Genomic DNA, 17,782 nt, shown 5'->3' with positions numbered 1-17,782 from the left:
GGCTGATTTCCGACGCACTATACACGCCATGTATACACGCAGTGTAGAGATGGTGTGCATACGGACCGAAAGGCATGCATGTACGGCAAGGCATCCGCCCCGGAGTACCAGGGCGCCCTCACCACCCTGTCCGTGAACTCCTCGCTGACCGACGTACTGGCCGCCGGCACCGAGCAGTTGAGGGCGGCCGAGCGGGCCGGGCAGCACGGGGAAGCGGCACGCTCCGGGCTCGCGGTCGCCGAGGCGCACCGCCGGCTCGGCCGCATCGGGGAGGCGGACCAGGCGTGGAAGGCCAGTTACCGTGCGGCCCGCGCCGCCGGGGACATCGCGGCGATGGCCTGGGCCCTGTGGAGCGGCGGCACCCTGGCCCGGCAGCGTGGCGCCCTGGCGCTGGCCCGACGGCTGCTTCGGCTCGCGGCCGAACTGGGCGAGCGCGGCGGGGACATCGTCGTCCGCGGCTACTCGCTGGCGGGGCTGGCCGAGACCGGCCGCATCCAGGGCGACTACGAGGCCGTCGGCGAACTGCACGAGCAACTGCTCGCCGAGGCCCGTCGGCGCGGCGAGGCGCGGCACACGGTGTGGGCGCTGGAGGGCATCGCGCAGATGCACCGCAACACCGGCGCGTACGACACGGCGTACGCGATGTTCGAGGAGGCCGCCGGCATCGCCGCACGCGCCGACGACCGGCGGGGGCATGCCTGGGCGCTGCGCGGGCTCGCCGACGTCGTCTCCGTGCGCGACGGCGACACCGAGCGGGCGCTCGCCCTGCTGGCCGAGGCGGAGACCACGTGCCGCACGATGAAGCTGACCAGCGCGCTGGCCTACAACCACAAGATGCGCGGCAACGTCCTCTATCGCGCCGGGCGTCATGCCGAGGCCCGGGACCTGTACGAGCAGGCGTTGACGGAGTTCCGCGCCATGAGCGAGCCGCGCGGGGAGGCGCTGGCCCGGCTCGGGCTGGCCAAGTCCCTGGCCCGGCTGGGCCGCGACCGCGCCGAGACCGCGGCCGAACTGGCGGACCTTGCCCACACGTTGGAGCGGACAGGTCTGCGGCACGCGCGGGAGATGGTGGCGCGGGCGCAGGAGGAGTTCGGTCTGCGGGCTCAGGAGGAGTCCGGTCTGCGGGCTCGGGACGAGTCCGGTCCACGGGCTCAGGAAGAGTCCGGTCCGCGGGCGGAGGTCGTACGGTGACGGCGCTGACGTCGGCCGTCGCCGCACCCGAAGTCCTGGACCGTTGCCGCGCGTTGGTGCGGCCCGCGCTGCGGGAGGCCGTCGGGCGGATGCATCCGTGGGTCGGCGAGATGGCCGCGTACTCGTTCGGCTGGTGCGAGGTCGGCGGCAGGCCCGCCGTCGCGTCCGGCGGCAAGGGGCTGCGGCAGGCCCTCGCCGTGCTCGGTGCCGAGGCGGCCGGTGCGCCCGGGCGGGCCGGGGTGCCGGCGGCGGTCGCGGTGGAGCTGGTGCACACCTTCTCCCTGCTGCACGACGACATCATGGACGGCGACGCGGCCCGGCGCCGCCGCCCGACCGTGTGGAAGGCGTACGGGACGGGTCCGGCGGTCCTCGCGGGCGACGCGCTGTTCGCCCTGGCCGTCGAGACGCTCGCCGTGACGCCGACGGGCGGCCCCGAGGCCCTGCGCCTGCTGTCCGTGGCGCTGGGGGATCTGGTGCGCGGGCAGGCCGACGACCTGCTGTTCGCCGCACGTCCGTGGACGGGGCCGCGCCGGGTGCGGCCGGGCGAGTACCGCGCGATGGCCGAGCAGAAGACCGGCGCGCTGCTGGGCTGTGCGGCCGCGCTGGGCGCCCTGCTCGGCGGAGCGCCACCCGCCGCGGTCACCGCCCTCGACCGGGCCGGACGGCATCTCGGGATCGCCTTCCAGGTCGTCGACGACGTGCTGGGGATCTGGGGCGACCCGGCCGTCACCGGCAAGCCCGTCCACGGCGATCTGCGGGAGGGCAAGAAAACCCTCCCGGTACTGGCGGCTCTCGACTCGGCGTCCCCCGGGGCCGGACGACTCGCCGCTCTCCTGGAGTCCGCCGGGGATCCCGCGGAGGCGGCCGTGCTGATCGACGAGGCCGGCGGCCGGGAGGCGGCGCTGGCCGAGGCACACCGTCATGTCACCGCCGTCGAGTCGGCCCTCGCCGACGTGCCGATCGCGGGAGGAGCCGCCGACGACCTGAGGTCGCTGCTGGCCTTCCTGGTACGGCGGGACCTCTGAGAGCGGGTTGACCCGCGCCGCACCGCACGCCAGGGTGCGAGTCGGCGTGGATCAGCGCCCCGTGCCGGGAGGACGACTGCCTTGATCGGGATCACGGACATCGAGAACGCGGCCGAGCGCATCGCCGGACACGTGGTACGTACCCCGACGGTGCCGAGCCCCGGCCTGTCCGGGCTGCTCGGTGTCCCCGTCACGGCGAAGCTCGAACTGCTCCAGCGCACCGGCTCGTTCAAGGCGCGTGGGGCGACGGCCAGGCTGCTCGCGCTGAGTGGGGCCGAGCGGGCCGCCGGGGTCGTGGCGGTCAGCGGCGGCAACCACGGGATCGCCCTCGCGGTCATGGCGGCGGCCCTCGACGTGAAGGCCACGGTCGTCATGCCGCGTTCGGCGCCCGCCCGTTCCGTCGAGATCGTGCGGGAGGCGGGCGCGTCGGTGCGGCTGACCGACGACATGGACGGCGCGTTCTCACTCGTGACACGGCTGCGGGACGAGGGGCTGACCCTGGTGCACCCGTTCGACGACCCCGTGGTGGTCGCCGGACAGGGCACCGTCGGGCTGGAGTTCGCCGAGGACGCCGACGAGCTCACCGACGTGCTGGTGAGCGTGGGCGGCGGCGGGCTGATCGCCGGTGTCGCGGCCGCGTTGCGCGCCCGCCGTCCGGGCCTGCGGATCTGGGGTGTGGAGACCGAGGGCGCCGAGGCGATGTCCCGGGCCCTGGCGGCGGGCGGCCCGGTACCGGTCCCGCTGTCGTCGGTCGTGTCCACGCTGAGCGCGCCCTCCGTGTCGCAACTGACCTACGACCATGTGTCCGCGCTGGTGACCGAGGTGCTCGTGGTCCCGGACCGGGAGGCTGTGCGGGGTTCGCTCGACCTCGCCGACCACGCCAAGGTGTGGGCCGAACCCGCCGCCGGCTGCCTGCTTCCCGCGACCCGGCAGGTCCTGGAACGGGTCGGCGAGGGTGCCCGACTGGGACTCGTGGTGTGCGGGGGCAACGCGACGACCGGTGACGTACTGGCCTGGTCGGAGCGGTTCGGACTGCTCTGATACGAGCAACTCCGGTCGTTCGTCGGACAGTTCCCCCTGACCTGTCGTACAGCAGGTGAACAAAAGAAAAGAGACGCCCCTCAGTTGAGGATTCATTGAACACTTTCCGCCGCGGGCGCCGTACCTGTGTGAAAGGTGAGAGCCAGCGGTTCAGCGAGGGATGACCATGGTCAAGGCGCACGTCTCCACACAAGAGTTGGTCGCCGGAAGGTACCGGCTGTTGGAGATCCTCCACCGCGAAACGAACCGCATCTGCTGGTACGGCGAGGACATCCAGGTGGAACGGCCGTGCCTGCTCACCCAGATCGGGCTGCCGGCCGACCCGGACGGCGACAGCGCGCGCCGGGCCACCGCGCGGGTCATCCGTATGTCGGAGACCATGGGGCTGCTGTGCCCCGGCCGGGTCGCCCCGGTCGTCGACGCCGTCGTGGAGTCCGACACCCTGTGGACCGTCACCGAATGCATCGACGGCATCCCGTTGGGCGAAGTGATCGGCCGACAGGGCACGTTCAGCTACGTGCGGGCGGCACGCATCGGTCTCGAGTTGCTCGACGTGCTGGAGGCGGCCCACGGCGAGGGCATCACGCACGGCGAACTCAGCCCCGGCCAGGTGTTCGTACAGGAGGGAGGCACGGTCGTCGTCACCGGCTTCGGCCTCGCCGGCGCGACCCTCGCGCCCCGGGTCGCCGTGCCGTCGTACGCCTCCCCCGAGCAGGCCCGTGACGAGCGCATCGGGCCGGCCGCGGACCTGTGGGCGCTGGGCGCGATCCTCTACACGATGATCGAGGGCCGTCCGCCCTTCCGTGACCGGGACCGGCCCGAGGCCACCCTGAAGGGCGTGGACCGGTTGCCGCTGCGTTCGCCGCTGCGGACCGGTCCGCTCACCCAGACCGTGCAGGGGCTGCTGCGCAAGAACTCCCGGGAACGGCTGACCCGTCCGGTGGTCCGCGAGGCGCTCGTCCGGGTGCTCGACGACGACCCGGACATGACCCTGAGTCCGATGCCTCGCCCCCGGTTGCGAGGAATGTACGCGGCGGGCCCGGGGTGGAGCAGGCGCACCATGGTCGCCGGAACCGCCCTGGCCGTCGTCACGGTCGCCGTCGCCGTCCTGGCCGTGACCCGTCAGCTGCCGGGCACCAGTACCTCCGCGAGCGACGCGCCCTCCGCTCCGGCCCCCTCCGCCTCGGCCGTCGCGCCCGGCGACCGCGCCGACGGACAGACCTCCCGGCCCCCGCAGACTCCGTCACCCACCACGGCGCCCCCCACACCCACCCCCACTCCCACGCCGACACCTACCCCAACACCAACACCGACGGCGACCCCCTCGGGCAACGCGTTGCCCCCCGGATACCGCGTCTACCACTCCCCCGAGGGCTTCTCCGTGGCCCTCCCCGAGGGCTGGAAGCCGCTGAGCACCACGCGTATGGCCGACCTGGCGTACCGCGTGGTCCTCGGTGCGAAGGACGACCCGCGCACGCTCGCCGTCACCTACAGCGAACGGGTGGGCGACGACGCCGTCGCCGTCTGGCGGGACGACGTCGAGCCGGATCTCAAGACGTCGGGCGACTACCGGCGGATCGGCGAGATCCGCGCGACGACGTACCAGGGGCGCGAGGCCGCCGACATGGAGTGGCTCGCCGACGTCGAGGGCACCCGCGTGCGCACGTTCGGCCGCGGCTTCCTCATCGGAGGAGGCAGCGGCTACTCGCTGCGCTGGACGACCCCGGCCGCGGACTGGGACGACAGCGCGAACCGGGAGGCGCTGGACACCTTCCTGAGAACGTTCCGGCAGCCCTCAGACTGATCCGCGGGGGGCCTTCATCGAGTGGAGCCGCCCTCCGTGCAGCGGCTCCGTGCTCCACCGTGCCGTGAAGGTCCGGTCCGTGAGGGAGCACGTCACCACCAGGTGGTGCGGTGTCTCCAGGAAGGCCAGGTCGGCGACGAGGGTGTCCGCGTCGGCCCATCCCCCGCCGGCCGCGACGGGAACCGGCTCCTCGGTGACAGTCCAACCGCCTTGCCCGAGCGGCAGTTCCAGCCCGTGGCCGTCCTCGACGAGCGTCAGGCGCCAGCCCTCCCCGTCCGTCGACACCCGCACCCCGGTCAGCGCACGCAGGGTCTCGCGTGCGCTGTCGTCGGGGGCGAACTCGGCGCCGGACCAGGTCTCCGCCCGATCCGGCGGTGCCGGCTTGCCCGGCGCCGGCGGCAGCGCGAGCCGGGCGAACCGCTCGGCCAGGGCCGTGTCCTCCTCCTGCCTGCCGGACAACGTCCGCCGCCCTCCGGGCCCGAAGGCGGGCAAGAGATGCTCCCAGGCCAGGTTCAGGATCTCCTGCATGTCCTCGGTCGCCGACGTCATCGCGACCACCACGTCGTGCTCGGGCAACACCAGGCAGTACTGCCCGTACGCGCCGTCACCCCGGTAACCGTGCCGGGACGTCCAGAACTGGAAGCCGTAGCCCTGCTGCCAGTCCGACAACGCGCCCTCGGGCGTACCGTCGGCGTTCGCGATGTGCACGCGGCTCGCCTCGGCCGCCCACCCCTCGGGCAGCAGCCGCTCGCCCTCCCACATCCCGTCCCGCAGGTACAGCAGGCCGAACCGGGCGATCGCGTCGGTGGTGGCGTGCAGCCCGCTGAAGCCCAGTTCGCGGCCCGCCCGGTCCCGCGTCCACGCCACCTCGCCGATGCCCAGCGGATCCAGCAGCCGCGGCCGCAGGTACTCGGTCAGCGGCTGACCGGTGACACGCTCGAGGATCGCGGCGAGCGTGTACGTGGTGGGCTGGTTGTAGGCGAAGACGGTCCCCGGATCCCGGTCCGGCGGCAGCAGCAGGAAGCCGCGGACCAGTTCGTCCGGGTCGAGTGCGTGCGCTCGCTCGTAGGTCTCGTCGAGGTGGCCGCTGGACATGGACGCCACATGCCGTACGAGCATCGCGCGGCTGCGCGGGTCGGTGATGTCGGCGTCGAGCTCCGGGAAGTACGAGATCACCGGATCGTCCAGCCCGATCAGCCCCTCGGCGACCGCGAGGCCCGCGGCCGTCGCCGTGAAGCTCTTGCTGAGGGAGTACAGGAGGTGCAGACGGTCCGGGGTGTACGGCGCCCACCAGCCGGACGCCACCACGTGATCGTGGCGCAGGATCATCAGGCTGTGCGGCTCGATGCCCGGGGCGGCTTCGAGGGCGTCGAGAAAGGCGTGCACACCCGACGCGTCGACGCCCTGGGCGGCGGGGGTACTCGTGGGCAAGGGGCGAAGGGGCTGACGGCGAGTACTCATGCGGGCATCCTCTCCCGATCCCCCGCCGTGATCGAGAGGCCGCGATCGGACCGTTTTCCCTGCCGCTCACCGGGGACCCAGCCCTTATGGTGCAAATCGGCTACACGATGATGACCGAGCAGGCCGGCCCCCGCGAGCTCGTCGACCATGTGGTGCGGGCCGAGGAGGCGGGCTACGACTTCTCGGTGACCTCGGACCACTACTTTCCGTGGCTGCGTTCGCAGGGTCACTCGCCGTACGCGTGGAGTGTGCTGGGGGCCGCCGCCCAGGCGACCTCGCGCATTCCGCTGATGACGTACGTCACGTGTCCCACCGTCCGCTACCACCCGGCGGTGGTGGCGCAGAAGGCCGCGACGATGCAGTTGCTGTCGCAGGGCCGGTTCCGGCTGGGGCTCGGCTCGGGCGAGAACCTCAACGAGCATGTGGTGGGCGGCGGTTGGCCGTCCGTCGACGTGCGGCACGAGATGCTCGAAGAGGCGGTGGAGATCATCCGCGCGCTCTTCGGGGGCGGCCATGTGAACCACCGCGGGCCGCACTTCGACGTCGAGTCGGCCCGGCTGTGGGACCTGCCCGACCAGCCGCCGCCGATCGGCATCGCCGTCTCCGGCGAGCAGTCCTGCTCCCTCGCGGGCCGGCTGGCCGACCTGGTCATCGCCACCGAGCCCGAGGCGGGGCTGCTCGACGCCTTCGACCGGCACGGCGGCGCGGGCAAGCCGCGCGTGGGCCAGCTGCCGGTCTGCCACGACCCGGACCGGGACGCGGCCGTCAAGCGCGCCCACTCCCAGTTCCGCTGGTTCGGCAACGGCTGGAAGGTCAACTCCGAGTTGCCGCACCCCGATTCGTTCGAGTCGGCCACGCAGTTCGTCACGCCCGACGACGTCGCCGCGTCCATCCCGTGCGGCGACGATCCCGAGGACTTCGTCGAGGCGGTACGCCCTTACGCGGAGGCCGGTTTCACCGAGATCGCGCTGGTGCAGATCGGCGGGGAGTCGCAGCCCGCGTATCTCGACTGGGCGGAGAAGACCCTGCTGCCGGCGCTGCACGACGCGTTCGATTGACCGGGCCTGGGCCACCGGGCGGCACCGGGGAGTGCAATAGGCTTCCGAGCTGCACATTGTGCGGTCCGACCAGCCTGCCCAGGAGAATCACCCGTGACCCTTGCGATCGTCCCGTCCGAGACGTCCCCCGTGCCCCTGTCCGACCTCGTGGCGCGGGACGCCCGCGAGTTCGGCGTCTACGCGCGGACCGGAGGCTGGGCCTTCGGCCTGATGGTGGCGCGCAGCGTGCGCCCCGGCGGCCAGAGCGCGGACGAGACGCCGAAGGTGTCGGCGAAGGAGTTCGCCGAACTCGCCGGCTGCTCGCCCGAGCGTGTCATGCGCTACTACAAGGCGTGGGACCGGGCCGCCGACGACGGTCTCGTCCCGCACTTCGAGGCGCTGGCGCCGGGCCAGGAGGTCGAACTGCCGGACGCCGACGTGTGGCTCGGCTACTACGTCTCCCGCTCCAGCGCCACCTCCGAGCGCGGCACCGCCATCGCGGAGGCCGCCGAGGCCGAGGGCATTCGCCCGACCAAGGCGCTGGAGGTCGCCGAGAACCCGACCGCGCTGCGCGCCGCGATCCTCGCCGACCCCTCCACCGCCCGCGCGGCCCGCAGCGCGCTACTGGACCGGCTGCGGGAGGACCCGGAACTCCAGGCCGAGTTGGCGCGTGACGTCGTACGCACCGACGACCTGAAGAAGGCCGTCGCCACCGAGAGCCGGGCGGCCGACCGGATCGGGTACGTGCGCCAGATCGCCGAGTCCGGCCAGGTCAAGACCCCCGCCGGACAGACGATCGACGCGCCCGTCGACCTCCGCCAGGAGGCCGAACGGCATCTGTCGCTCCTCGACGAGCTGGAGGAGGACGAGGACACCGGCGAGTGGGCGACCGAGGCGTACGACACCATGAAGTCGCTCGTCGTCGAGGCCGTGGAGGCCGATCCCGAACTGCGCGTCCAGGAACGGCGGACGAAGTTCTACAGCAGCCTGCAGAGGGCCACGAAGGTGTTCGAGGAGCTCACCTTCGACGACGCCCAGGAGTTCTACGAGGACGACATGGTCCAGCGCCTGGAGGATCTCCAGAGCGCCATCGCCACCTGCATCACGGCCCTGCGCGGGTCGCGCGGGAATCACCCGGAAGGCTGAGCATCTTGTGCAGGACGGGGGTACTAGAGGGCTCTACGACTGTTCCTTCCGGAGGCCCTCTCGTGAACTCCTTCGTGCACAAGACGCTCGTCGTGCAGCTCCAGGCGGGCGGCACGGACCGCTTCCCGGTGCTCGCGCATCTGAGCTACGACGCGGCGGACCCGTTCGCCGTCACCGTGGTGTTCAGCCATGACGGCCGGGTGCTGGCGCGGTGGCGGCTGGACCGGGAGATGCTCATGGACGGACTGGGCCGCCCGGTCGGGGTCGGTGATGTGCGCATGCGTCCCGTCTCCACCGGGGTGTGGGAGGAACTGTGCCTTGAGTTCCTCGGAGACGCCCGCCCCGACGGAGGCCGCCAGCGTGCGGTGGTCTTCGCCTGGGCTCCGGCGCTCGCGACCTTCCTGCGGGAGACCCACGAGGTGGTGGCGCCGGGGCGGGAAGAGGTGCGGATCGACGACTTCCTGCAGGACGTCATCGCGGGGAGCTGATCCGGGCGCACGCGTCGGCCGCCGTCACTTCGTCGTGTGGCGGCGGCGCGTCAGCATCGGTACGACGAACCAGCACAGCAGGTACCAGGCGACCACTCCCGCGACCAGCCAGGGCACGTATCCGTCGTGGGTCGCGACCCGGAGGATCAGCAGGAGGGCGGCCGTCATGGTGGCGAGCAGCAGCACGAGGCCGACGAAGGTCAGCCGGGAGGCCCACTCCACCGCCTGCGGTTTGACCCTGCGCCCCGACACCAGGCGGTGCAGGGACACCGGGCCGATCAGCGCGCCGGTGGCGGCGGCGCCCAGGACGACCGTGACGATGTAGATGTTCTTGTCCGTGCTCGTGAGATCCACGTACCTCGGGGTGAACACGACGGTGAGCAGGAAGCCGAAGAGGATCTGCACGCCCGTCTGGGCGACCCTGACCTCCTGGATGAGCTCCGCCCACTTCCGGTCGGCTCTCTCCTCCTCGGTCTCGTTGCGCCCGGTGTTGCTCGTGTCTGCTGCGCTTCCCGTGGCGGACAAGCTTCCTCCCTGACCGATCGAACCCCGCTTGGCTCCTGTGCACCGGGTTCCCTGTTTCGCGCGTTTCTGACCGGTGGCGGCCGCGGAGGAAACGTCCGTGACGGAACGTGTTTGCGATGCGGTCGAACGGCAATCCGGACCCCATGACGGAATCGGACAAGGACACGAGCAAGAAGACAGCAACCGCCTCGGCCGCCGCGGGCAAGGCACGGCAGAGCGCGGACAAGGCGACGGCCCCGGCGGCGCAGACCGCACGGGAGGCGGCCACGAAGACCGACGAGGCGGCGTCGGCCGCGAAGGCCGGCGCGCAGCGGGCGGCCGACGCGACCAGCGCGGCCGCGCACACGGCGGCCAGGAGCGTCGAGGTCGGCCGACAGGCGGTCGTCTCGGCCTCGGGCCAGGTAGCGGCCGGCGCGAAGACGGCATGGACGGTGCTCAGCCAGCGCAAGCTCGTCGCCGCGGGTGTCGGGGCGGGCCTGACCGCGCTGGGCGCCGCGTCCTTCGCGGCGGGCCGCCGGGCGGAGCGCCACGCGTACGGGCCGGTCACCCGGCTGACCGGCGGCCGCCTCTGAGGGGCGGCCCCGGCCGGGGCGGGCGGCTGTTTCAGCGATCACCGGGCGGTTACACGGAGCACGAGCGGCCGTTGAACGTGCGGTGCACCCGCATCAGCCGTCCCGCCCCGCCCCCAGACGCCGATCACTCGAGGAGTCCCTTTGACCACGCCCGGCACCGAACTCACTGTCACGGTCTCCGGCGGCAGCACCGCCGATGCGCAGAAGGTCGTACAGGCCCTGGAGCCTGCCTTCGGCGCCCCCGACGAGCCGCCCGCCGACGCGAACGCCACCGTCCACACGGCCACGTTCGCCGCCGGGGAGGGCGGCTCCCCTCAGGAGAGCGCCGGTCACCTGTCGGCGCCGGTCACGGTCACCGTGCAGGGCACACCGGAGGCCGTCGAGAAGGCGAGCGACACCCTCGCCCGCGCCTTCTCCGCGCACGACCAGGGGACCGCGTCCGGCGACCAGGAGCAGGAACGTCAGCTGCTCCTCACACCCTGACCCGGCCGGAGGCCGAGTGGTCTACCAGCGGGCTTCCACCTGGCCCTTGATCCGTCGGTCGTACAGCTCGCGGATCGCGGTGAGTGTCGCCTCGGGCAGTTCCGGCAGCCTGGCGGCGGCCGCGTTGGCGCGGGCCTGCTCGGGCGAGCGGGCGCCGGGGATCACGCTGGTCACGCCGGGCTGCTGGACGATCCAGCGCAGCGCCAACTGGGCCGGGGTGTACCCCTCGGGGGCGAGCGCGGCGAACTCGGCGGCCGCCTCGACGCCGGTCGCGTAGTCCACGCCGGAGAAGGTCTCGCCCTGGTCGAAGGACTCGCCGTGCCGGTTGTAGGTGCGGTGGTCGTTCTCGGGGAAGACGGTGTCCTTGGTGTACTTGCCGGACAGCAGGCCCGACGCGAGCGGGACGCGGGCGATGATGCCGACGCCGGCCTCCCGGGCCGCGGGCAGCACCTCGGCGAGGGGCTTCATGCGGAACGGGTTCAGGATGATCTGGACGCTCGCCACGCCCGGCCGGGCGATCGCGGTCAGTGCCTCCGCGCAGGTCTCCACGCTGACGCCGTAGGCGGCGATGCGCTCCTCCTCGACCAGCGTGTCCAGGGCGTCGAACACCTCGTCCGTGGAGTACACGGGCGTGGGCGGGCAGTGCAGCTGGACCAGGTCGAGGCGGTCGACGCCGAGGTTGCGCCGGGAACGGTCGTTCCACGCCCGGAAGTTGTCCAGGACGTAGTTCTCCGGGATCTGGTCGACGCGGCGGCCCATCTTCGTCGCGACCAGCACGTGCAGGTCGGGCCGGCCGCTCAGGAAGGCGGCGATGGTCTGCTCGCTGCGCCCGTCGCCGTACACGTCGGCCGTGTCGAAGAAGGTGACCCCCGACTCGGCCGCCGCCTCCAGAACCGTCAGGGCTTCCTTGTCGTCGACGTCTCCCCAGTCGGCACCCAGCTGCCAGGTGCCGAGACCGACGACGGATGCGTGCTGTTGCGACCTACCGAATGTGCGCTCGTCCATGGCGTCAGTCTGTCACCCGCCTCCACCCCGCGCGGAACCGGCCGCTCCAGCAGGTCACCGGTGAGTCTTTCACCCACACGAGTGATTGGACGGGGTGGAAGGCATGCACGTGTCAACCGCCCCCTAGCGTGATCCCGTGACTGATCGTTCAGTAAGCAACTTCCCGCCGGATGACTCGTCCTGGAGCCGCCGCGGCTTCCTCCGCTCCGCCGCCGCGCTGGCCGTCGTACCCGTCATGGTGGCCGCCGATCCGGTGGTCGCGGCCCAGGAGTTGCCGGATTTCCCGGCCGACGTCGCCCTGTACCGATCGGCGTACCGGAACTGGGTCGGCGAGATCACCGCCGACGGGCTGTGGGCCTGTGCCCCGGAGGACGGCGAGCAGGCCGTCGCCGTCGTCAACTGGGCCTGGCGGCACGGCTGGACGGTGCGCGCCCGTGGTTCCTCGCACGGCTGGTCGCCGCTGACCGTTCCGGACGGGACGGCGTCGGACGCGCGGGTTCTCCTCGTCGACACCGCCACCCGTCTCACCGGCCTGGCCCTGGAGTCCGCCTCGTCCGTCCGCGCCGGCACGGGCGTCACGCTGGAGGCCCTGCTCACCTTCCTGGAGGAGCACGGCCTCGGTGTGACGGCCGCACCCGCACCCGGCGACCTCACCCTGGGCGGCGCCCTGGCGATCGACGCGCACGGAACCGCCGTACCGGCCGAGGACGAGCGGCCGCCGGCCGGGCACACGTACGGCTCGCTGAGCAATCTGGTGCTGTCGCTGACGGCGGTGGTGTGGGACGAGGACAGCAGTACCTATGTCCTGCGGACGTTCCGCCGCGACGAGGCCGACTGCGCCGCGCTCCTCACCCATCTCGGGCGGGCCCTCGTCATCGAGGTGGTGCTGCGGGTGGGCGCGAACACCAACCTGCGGTGTGTGAGCCGGGTGGACATCCCGGCGGGCGAGCTGTTCGCGGCACCCGGCGAGGACGGTCGGACCTTCGCGAGCTTCCTGGCGGAATCCGGGCGGGTGGAGGCGATCTGGTTCGCCTTCACCGAGTTCCCGTGGCTGAAGGTGTGGAGCGTCTCCCCCACCCGGCCGCTCACCTCGCGGCACGTGACGTCGCCGTACAACTACCCGTTCTCCGACAACGTCCCGACCCTGGTGGCGGACCTGGCCGGGCGGATGGTCTCCGACGCGGCCTGGTATCTGGCCCCGGTGCTCGGCAACGCTCAGTACGACACGGCGGCGCTCGGCCTCGTGACCACGCTGTCCGCCGACATCTGGGGGCCCTCCAAGAACACGCTGCTCTACCTCAAGCCCACCACGCTCCGCGTGACCGCGAACGGGTACGCGGTGGTCACCACCAGGGACCAGGTGCAGCGTGTCGTCGCCGAGTTCACCGCCTACTACCGGGAGCGGCTCACGGAGTACGCGGCCCGGGGCCGCTTCCCGGTCAACGGCACCGTCGAGATCCGGGTGACCGGCCTCGACGACCCTGCCGACGTCGAGTCGGAGGGCGCCCGTGCCCCGCTGCTGTCCGCGCTGCGGCCGAGCGAGGAGCACCCCGAGTGGGACACGGCCGTGTGGCTGGACGTGCTGACGCTGCCCGGCACGCCGTACGCCGAGATGTTCCTGCGCGAGATCGAGCGGTTCCTGCTGGACACGTACGACGGCGGACACGCCCTCACCCGGGTCGAGTGGTCCAAGGGGTGGGCGTACACCGACGAGGCCGTGTGGAGCGACGAGGAGGTGCTGGGGACGGTGGTGCCCACCTCGTTCGGCGAGAGCGTGTGGGGGCAGGCGGCCGGCACACTCGACCGCCTCGATCCGCACCGCGTCTTCGCCAACGCCTTCCTCGACCGGCTGTTCCGGTAGAGCGGCGCCACCTGCGTGACCGGCTCCACTTGCGTGACCGGCGCTACTTGCGTGACCGGCGCTACTTGCGTGACGCCAGCGCCCGCGCGTGGACGGTCCGCGCCACCTTCGGTCCGAGCCAGCGCTTGAACCTGCGCAGTGCCTCCAGCTGTCCGGCCGCCCGGTCGATCCGGTAGTACAGCTGGGGCGGGACGTAGGGCAGCAGGGGTGAGTGGCGCTGGCCGAGCAGGGCGAACATCCGGTCCGGGGGGAGGTGGATGTAGCGCGGCAGGTTCTCGTACCACTGGGCGCTGTAGCGGGCCGCGCTCTGGATCGACAGGAGCTCGGACTTGCGTTGCTGCTCGTAACGGGCGAGGGCCTGCGGCAGGGCGGAGTGTTCGCCGAGGGCGTCGGCCAGGGCGATGGCGTCCTCCAGGGCGAGGGTGGTGCCGGCGCCGACGGAGTAGTGCGTGGTGTGGGCCGCGTCGCCGAGCAGGACGAGGTTGTCGCGGTGCCAGGTGCGGTTGGTGAGCGTGCGGAAGTTCAGCCACTGGGCGCCGGCCTGGGCCGAGGAGCGCCCGATGAGGGGGTGGCCGTCCAGTACGTCGGCGAAGAGCTTCTCCAGGAGGGCCAGTCCGTCGGGCTCGTTCGCCTCGTCGAGGCCGAGGCCGGCCCATGTCTGCGGCGCGCACTCGACGACACAGGTGCTGCGCTCGGGGTCGAAGGCGTAGCCGTAGCACCAGATCCAGCCGTGGTCGGTCTCGACGAACGCGAAGGTGAAGGCGTCGAAGACCTTGGTGGTGCCGAGCCAGATGTACCGGTTGAGGCCGGTCCTGACCTCCGTGCCGAAGTGGTCCGCGTGGCGGGTGCGGAGCGTGCTGTGCACGCCGTCGGCCGCCACGACCAGGTCGGCGGCGGGAAGGTTCCGGTCCGTGATCCCCTGATCGAACTCCAGCCGTACGCCGAGGGAGCGGGCTCGTCCGGCGAGGATCTCCAGCAGGCGGTGGCGGCCGATGCCGAAGGCCTCGTCACCTTTGTGCCGGGTCGCCAGGTCCCGCACGTGCGCGACGCCTTCGCTCCAGCGGACCGAGTGCTCCTCCAGGGCGCGGGCCGACTCGGGGTCGTATTCACGGAGCCTGTCCAGCAGTCCCCGCCAGTACGTCACGCCCCAGCCGTAGGTCGAGCCCTCGGGATTCCGTTCGTGGACCGTGATGTCGTGGGACGGGTCCCGTCGTTTCAGCAGGATCGAGAGATACAGGCCGGCGGGCCCGCCGCCGACGCAGGCGACCTTCACGCGCACCCCTAGAAATTACCCAGAGCGGTCAACTGGCAACGCACAGTAGCAGGAGCCTGGCGCACTCCCGAGACCTTCCGGTTCGCGTCACTTTTCGCAGGTGAGACAGGCCACAGGGCGCGCACCCCGCCGCGAAGGACCACCGGAATCGCCGCTCCCGAGAGAAGGAATTCCCCCTTCCGGGGAACGACGGGCCTTCTCCGCGGCAAGATCAACTTCGTTCAACTCTGCACGACATCTTGGTAATTGTCCGGATCGCAGCCAACCGGCCGCGGGGGATTTCTCCGGCTCTCGACCAGGCCGATAGGCATGCGGGGTCGTCAACCGAAGACACCCCAGGAGGTCCCGCATGCCTGAACTCAGCCGTCGCCGCGCGCTCACCGCCGCGGCGGCCCTCGCCGCGGGGGCCCTCGCCGCGGGGGCCGGAGCCCCGGTGATCACCGCACCGGGCGCGTCCGCCGCCGACCGTCACCAGGATTCCGCTGCGTCCTTCGACGAGGTCTACAGGGGGCGCCGGATACAGGGCCGGCCCACCGCCGGAGGCGGTCACCACCACGGCACCGGATACGCCGTGTTCATCGACACGGTGGAGCTGCACGTGATGCGCAACGCCGACGGCAGCTGGATCAGCGTCGTCAGCCACTACGACCCGGTGGCCACCCCGCGGGCCGCCGCCCGTGCCGCGGTGGACGAACTGCAGGGCGCCGCGCTCCTGCCGTTCCCCGCCAACTGATCTGATCCACCCGCTCGTTGGGAGACCCGCACATGACCGTCCGCAAGAACCAGGCGAGCCTGACCGCCGACGAGAAGCGCCGTTTCGTCGCCGCCGTCCTGGAGCTCAAGCGCAGTGGCCGCTACGACACCTTCGTCACCACGCACAACGCCTTCATCGTCGGTGACACCGACAACGGCGAACGCACCGGCCACCGTTCGCCGTCGTTCCTGCCCTGGCACCGCAGATTCCTTCTGGAGTTCGAACGCGCCCTGCAGTCGGTGGACGCGTCGGTCGCGCTGCCGTACTGGGACTGGAGCAGCGACCGCTCGGCGCGGGCCTCGCTGTGGGCGCCCGACTTCCTCGGCGGCACCGGGCGCAGTAGGGACGGCCGGGTGACGGACGGTCCGTTCGCCGCCGACGCCGGCAACTGGCCGATCAGCGTGCGCATCGACGGCCGTACGTTTCTTCGGCGTTCGCTCGGCACCGGTGTGCGGGAGCTGCCGACGCGGGCCGAGGTGGAGTCCGTCCTGTCCATACCCACGTACGACATGGCGCCTTGGAACAGCGCGTCGGACGGCTTCCGCAACCACCTGGAGGGCTGGAGGGGCGTCAACCTGCACAACAGGGTCCATGTCTGGGTCGGCGGGCAGATGGCCACCGGGGTCTCCCCCAACGATCCGGTGTTCTGGCTGCACCACGCGTACGTCGACAAGCTGTGGGCCGAGTGGCAGCGCCGGTACCCGGGGGCCGGTTACCTGCCGGCCGCCGGGACGCCGGACGTGGTCGACCTCGGCGAGACCATGAAGCCCTGGAACGACACGCGTCCCGCCGACCTGCTGGACCACACCGCCCATTACACCTTCGACACCGACTGACGGCCGCCGGTTTCCGGGGTTTGCTCCGCAGGTCACGGGTACCCGCGCCGGACCAACCCGACGAGACGAAGGAGGCGATGACCTGTGTCGCAGGTCGAGGAATCCATCGAGGTCGGTGTCCCCGTGCACACGGCGTACAACCAGTGGACGCAGTTCGAGACCTTCCCCGAGTTCATGAGCGGGGTGGAGCACATCGAACAGCGCACGGACACGCTCACCCACTGGGTGACCAACGTGAACGGGGTCCACCGGGAGTTCGACGCGGAGATCACGGAACAGATCCCGGACGAGCGGGTCGCCTGGACCACGATCGCGGGCGAAGCCCAGCAGGCCGGTGCGGTGACCTTCCACCGGCTCGACGACCAGCACACCAAGGTGATGCTCCAGATGGACTTCCATCCGGACAGCGTCACCGAGAAGGTCGGCGACAAGCTCGGCTTCGTGAAGCGGCAGACCAAGGGCGACCTGGAGCGCTTCAAGAAGTACATCGAGGAGCGCGGCCAGGAGAGCGGGGAATGGCGCGGCGTGGTCGTGTGACCACCGCGCGCTATCCGGCAGCAGCCGTACGGCACTCCGGATGGCCCCAGCCCTGATCGTTCTTGGCGATGGGTTCCCCGGCCGCATACGGGCGTCCGCAGACGCAGCGGCCGGGGAACTTCGCCTTGATGGTCCGTGCGGAGCCGCCGCTCCCGCCGGACGCCTTGGCCCCACCGGACCGCTTGCGCGGAGTGCGGGTCGGCGGCGTGTCCGGTGCGGGCGGCGGCTCCGGCGAACCGAGACCGCTGCCCGCGGGCTCCTGCACGGTCGCCGCCTGGCTGGCGGCGCGGTCGGCGAAGTCGTTGAGCCGGTCGCCGTCGACCTGGTGGGCGGGCACATAGCGGAACTCGACCGAGCGGCCGTCGAGGAGTTCGTCGATACGCACGACCAGATCCTGGTTGGCGACCGGCTTTCCGGCGGAGGTCTTCCAGCCGTTGCGCTTCCAGCCGGGCAGCCAGGTGGTGACAGCCTTCATGGCGTACTGCGAGTCCATCCGGATCTCGAGCGGTACGTCCGCGTCGGTCGACGCCAACAGGCGCTCCAGCGCGGTCAGTTCGGCGACGTTGTTGGTGGCCTTGCCGAGCGGCCCCGCCTCCCACCGGGCCGGGGTCCCCGTTTCGTCCGCAACCACCCAGGCCCAGCCCGCCGGTCCCGGGTTTCCCTTCGAAGCCCCGTCGCACGCGGCCACAACACGTTCACGCATGCGCTCGATCATGCCACGGCCGCGCGGGGCGTTCGGACGG

General features: G+C 71.7%; 18 protein-coding genes. 13 read left to right on the top strand and 5 right to left on the bottom strand.

The window, feature by feature from the left end; genetic code table 11:
* The first annotated feature begins 78 nt into the window (after nt 1–78).
* The 4 genes from ADK57_RS14520 (at nt 79) to ADK57_RS14505 (ending at nt 5,061) form a co-directional block, all read left to right on the top strand.
* Nucleotides 79–1,191, top strand: a complete 1,113-nt coding sequence (locus ADK57_RS14520) for a tetratricopeptide repeat protein (RefSeq protein WP_053749848.1) — start codon at nt 79–81, stop codon at nt 1,189–1,191.
* Nucleotides 1,188–2,216 carry a polyprenyl synthetase family protein gene (locus ADK57_RS14515; RefSeq protein ID WP_053749847.1) on the top strand — a complete coding sequence of 343 codons (1,029 nt, stop codon included), beginning with the start codon at nt 1,188–1,190 and terminating at the stop codon, nt 2,214–2,216. The genes ADK57_RS14520 and ADK57_RS14515 overlap by 4 nt, the downstream gene beginning before the upstream one ends.
* 81 nt (nt 2,217–2,297) lie before the next feature.
* Nucleotides 2,298–3,257, top strand: a complete 960-nt coding sequence (locus ADK57_RS14510; protein WP_053749846.1) for a threonine/serine dehydratase — start codon at nt 2,298–2,300, stop codon at nt 3,255–3,257.
* 160 nt (nt 3,258–3,417) lie between these two features.
* Nucleotides 3,418–5,061 (top strand): serine/threonine-protein kinase, encoded by a 1,644-nt coding sequence (locus ADK57_RS14505; protein ID WP_053749845.1) that lies wholly within the window; start codon nt 3,418–3,420, stop codon nt 5,059–5,061.
* Here ADK57_RS14505 and ADK57_RS14500 read toward each other — a convergent pair.
* On the bottom strand, nt 5,053–6,522 hold the full coding sequence (locus ADK57_RS14500; RefSeq protein ID WP_053749844.1) for a serine hydrolase domain-containing protein: 1,470 nt from the start codon (nt 6,520–6,522) through the stop codon (nt 5,053–5,055). The genes ADK57_RS14505 and ADK57_RS14500 overlap by 9 nt on opposite strands.
* Nucleotides 6,523–6,608: 86 nt before the next feature.
* On the opposite strand from ADK57_RS14500, the gene ADK57_RS14495 reads away from it, so the two are divergent.
* From ADK57_RS14495 to ADK57_RS14485, 3 genes are all read left to right on the top strand, one after another.
* Nucleotides 6,609–7,580 carry an LLM class F420-dependent oxidoreductase gene (locus tag ADK57_RS14495; RefSeq protein ID WP_053749843.1) on the top strand — a complete coding sequence of 324 codons (972 nt, stop codon included), beginning with the start codon at nt 6,609–6,611 and terminating at the stop codon, nt 7,578–7,580.
* A 93-nt stretch (nt 7,581–7,673) separates the two neighbouring features.
* Nucleotides 7,674–8,705 (top strand): hypothetical protein, encoded by a 1,032-nt coding sequence (locus ADK57_RS14490; RefSeq protein ID WP_053749842.1) that lies wholly within the window; start codon nt 7,674–7,676, stop codon nt 8,703–8,705.
* 62 nt (nt 8,706–8,767) lie between these two features.
* On the top strand, nt 8,768–9,193 hold the full coding sequence (locus ADK57_RS14485) for an SsgA family sporulation/cell division regulator (protein ID WP_053749841.1): 426 nt from the start codon (nt 8,768–8,770) through the stop codon (nt 9,191–9,193).
* A 24-nt stretch (nt 9,194–9,217) separates the two neighbouring features.
* Here the strand turns inward: ADK57_RS14485 and ADK57_RS14480 are convergent, their stop codons facing one another.
* On the bottom strand, nt 9,218–9,718 hold the full coding sequence (locus ADK57_RS14480) for a DUF6328 family protein (RefSeq protein ID WP_053749840.1): 501 nt from the start codon (nt 9,716–9,718) through the stop codon (nt 9,218–9,220).
* Nucleotides 9,719–9,861: 143 nt separating this feature from the next.
* Here ADK57_RS14480 and ADK57_RS14475 point away from each other — a divergent pair, with 143 nt between their 5' ends.
* Complete coding sequence (locus ADK57_RS14475) at nt 9,862–10,290, top strand: hypothetical protein (RefSeq protein WP_107091549.1); 429 nt, start codon at nt 9,862–9,864, stop codon at nt 10,288–10,290.
* A gap of 141 nt (nt 10,291–10,431) precedes the next feature.
* Entirely contained in the window at nt 10,432–10,773 is a 342-nt protein-coding gene (locus ADK57_RS14470) for a hypothetical protein (protein WP_053749838.1), read from the top strand.
* A gap of 21 nt (nt 10,774–10,794) precedes the next feature.
* Here the strand turns inward: ADK57_RS14470 and ADK57_RS14465 are convergent, their stop codons facing one another.
* Nucleotides 10,795–11,778 carry an aldo/keto reductase gene (locus tag ADK57_RS14465; RefSeq protein WP_053749837.1) on the bottom strand — a complete coding sequence of 328 codons (984 nt, stop codon included), beginning with the start codon at nt 11,776–11,778 and terminating at the stop codon, nt 10,795–10,797.
* A gap of 235 nt (nt 11,779–12,013) precedes the next feature.
* Between ADK57_RS14465 and ADK57_RS14460 the strand changes: the two genes are divergently transcribed.
* Complete coding sequence (locus tag ADK57_RS14460; RefSeq protein ID WP_234390181.1) at nt 12,014–13,639, top strand: cholesterol oxidase substrate-binding domain-containing protein; 1,626 nt, start codon at nt 12,014–12,016, stop codon at nt 13,637–13,639.
* Nucleotides 13,640–13,700: 61 nt separating this feature from the next.
* Here ADK57_RS14460 and ADK57_RS14455 read toward each other — a convergent pair whose 3' ends face one another.
* Nucleotides 13,701–14,918, bottom strand: a complete 1,218-nt coding sequence (locus tag ADK57_RS14455; protein WP_053749835.1) for an FAD-dependent monooxygenase — start codon at nt 14,916–14,918, stop codon at nt 13,701–13,703.
* A gap of 343 nt (nt 14,919–15,261) precedes the next feature.
* Between ADK57_RS14455 and melC1 the strand changes: the two genes are divergently transcribed.
* The 3 genes from melC1 (at nt 15,262) to ADK57_RS14440 (ending at nt 17,039) form a co-directional block, all read left to right on the top strand.
* The gene (gene melC1 / locus ADK57_RS14450; RefSeq protein WP_053749834.1) at nt 15,262–15,645 is read left to right on the top strand and encodes an apotyrosinase chaperone MelC1; all 384 of its coding nucleotides are present in this window, start codon (nt 15,262–15,264) and stop codon (nt 15,643–15,645) included.
* 32 nt (nt 15,646–15,677) lie between these two features.
* A complete protein-coding gene (gene melC2 / locus ADK57_RS14445) occupies nt 15,678–16,502 on the top strand; it encodes a tyrosinase MelC2 (RefSeq protein ID WP_053749833.1) in 825 nt (274 codons plus the stop codon).
* An 84-nt stretch (nt 16,503–16,586) separates the two neighbouring features.
* Nucleotides 16,587–17,039, top strand: coding sequence for an SRPBCC family protein (locus ADK57_RS14440; protein WP_053749832.1), 453 nt, complete (start codon nt 16,587–16,589; stop codon nt 17,037–17,039).
* Between the two features lie 10 nt (nt 17,040–17,049).
* Here ADK57_RS14440 and ADK57_RS14435 read toward each other — a convergent pair whose 3' ends face one another.
* Nucleotides 17,050–17,754: a ribonuclease H family protein gene (locus ADK57_RS14435; RefSeq protein ID WP_053749831.1), complete on the bottom strand. Its 705-nt coding sequence runs from the start codon at nt 17,752–17,754 to the stop codon at nt 17,050–17,052.
* Nucleotides 17,755–17,782: the final 28 nt, after the last annotated feature.

The organism is Streptomyces sp. MMG1533 (assembly GCF_001279775.1).
In the GTDB taxonomy this organism is placed as follows: Bacteria; Actinomycetota; Actinomycetes; order Streptomycetales; family Streptomycetaceae; genus Streptomyces.
The sequence above is the reverse complement of the archived record's forward strand: the minus strand, read 5'-3'. Positions and strand labels throughout refer to the sequence as shown.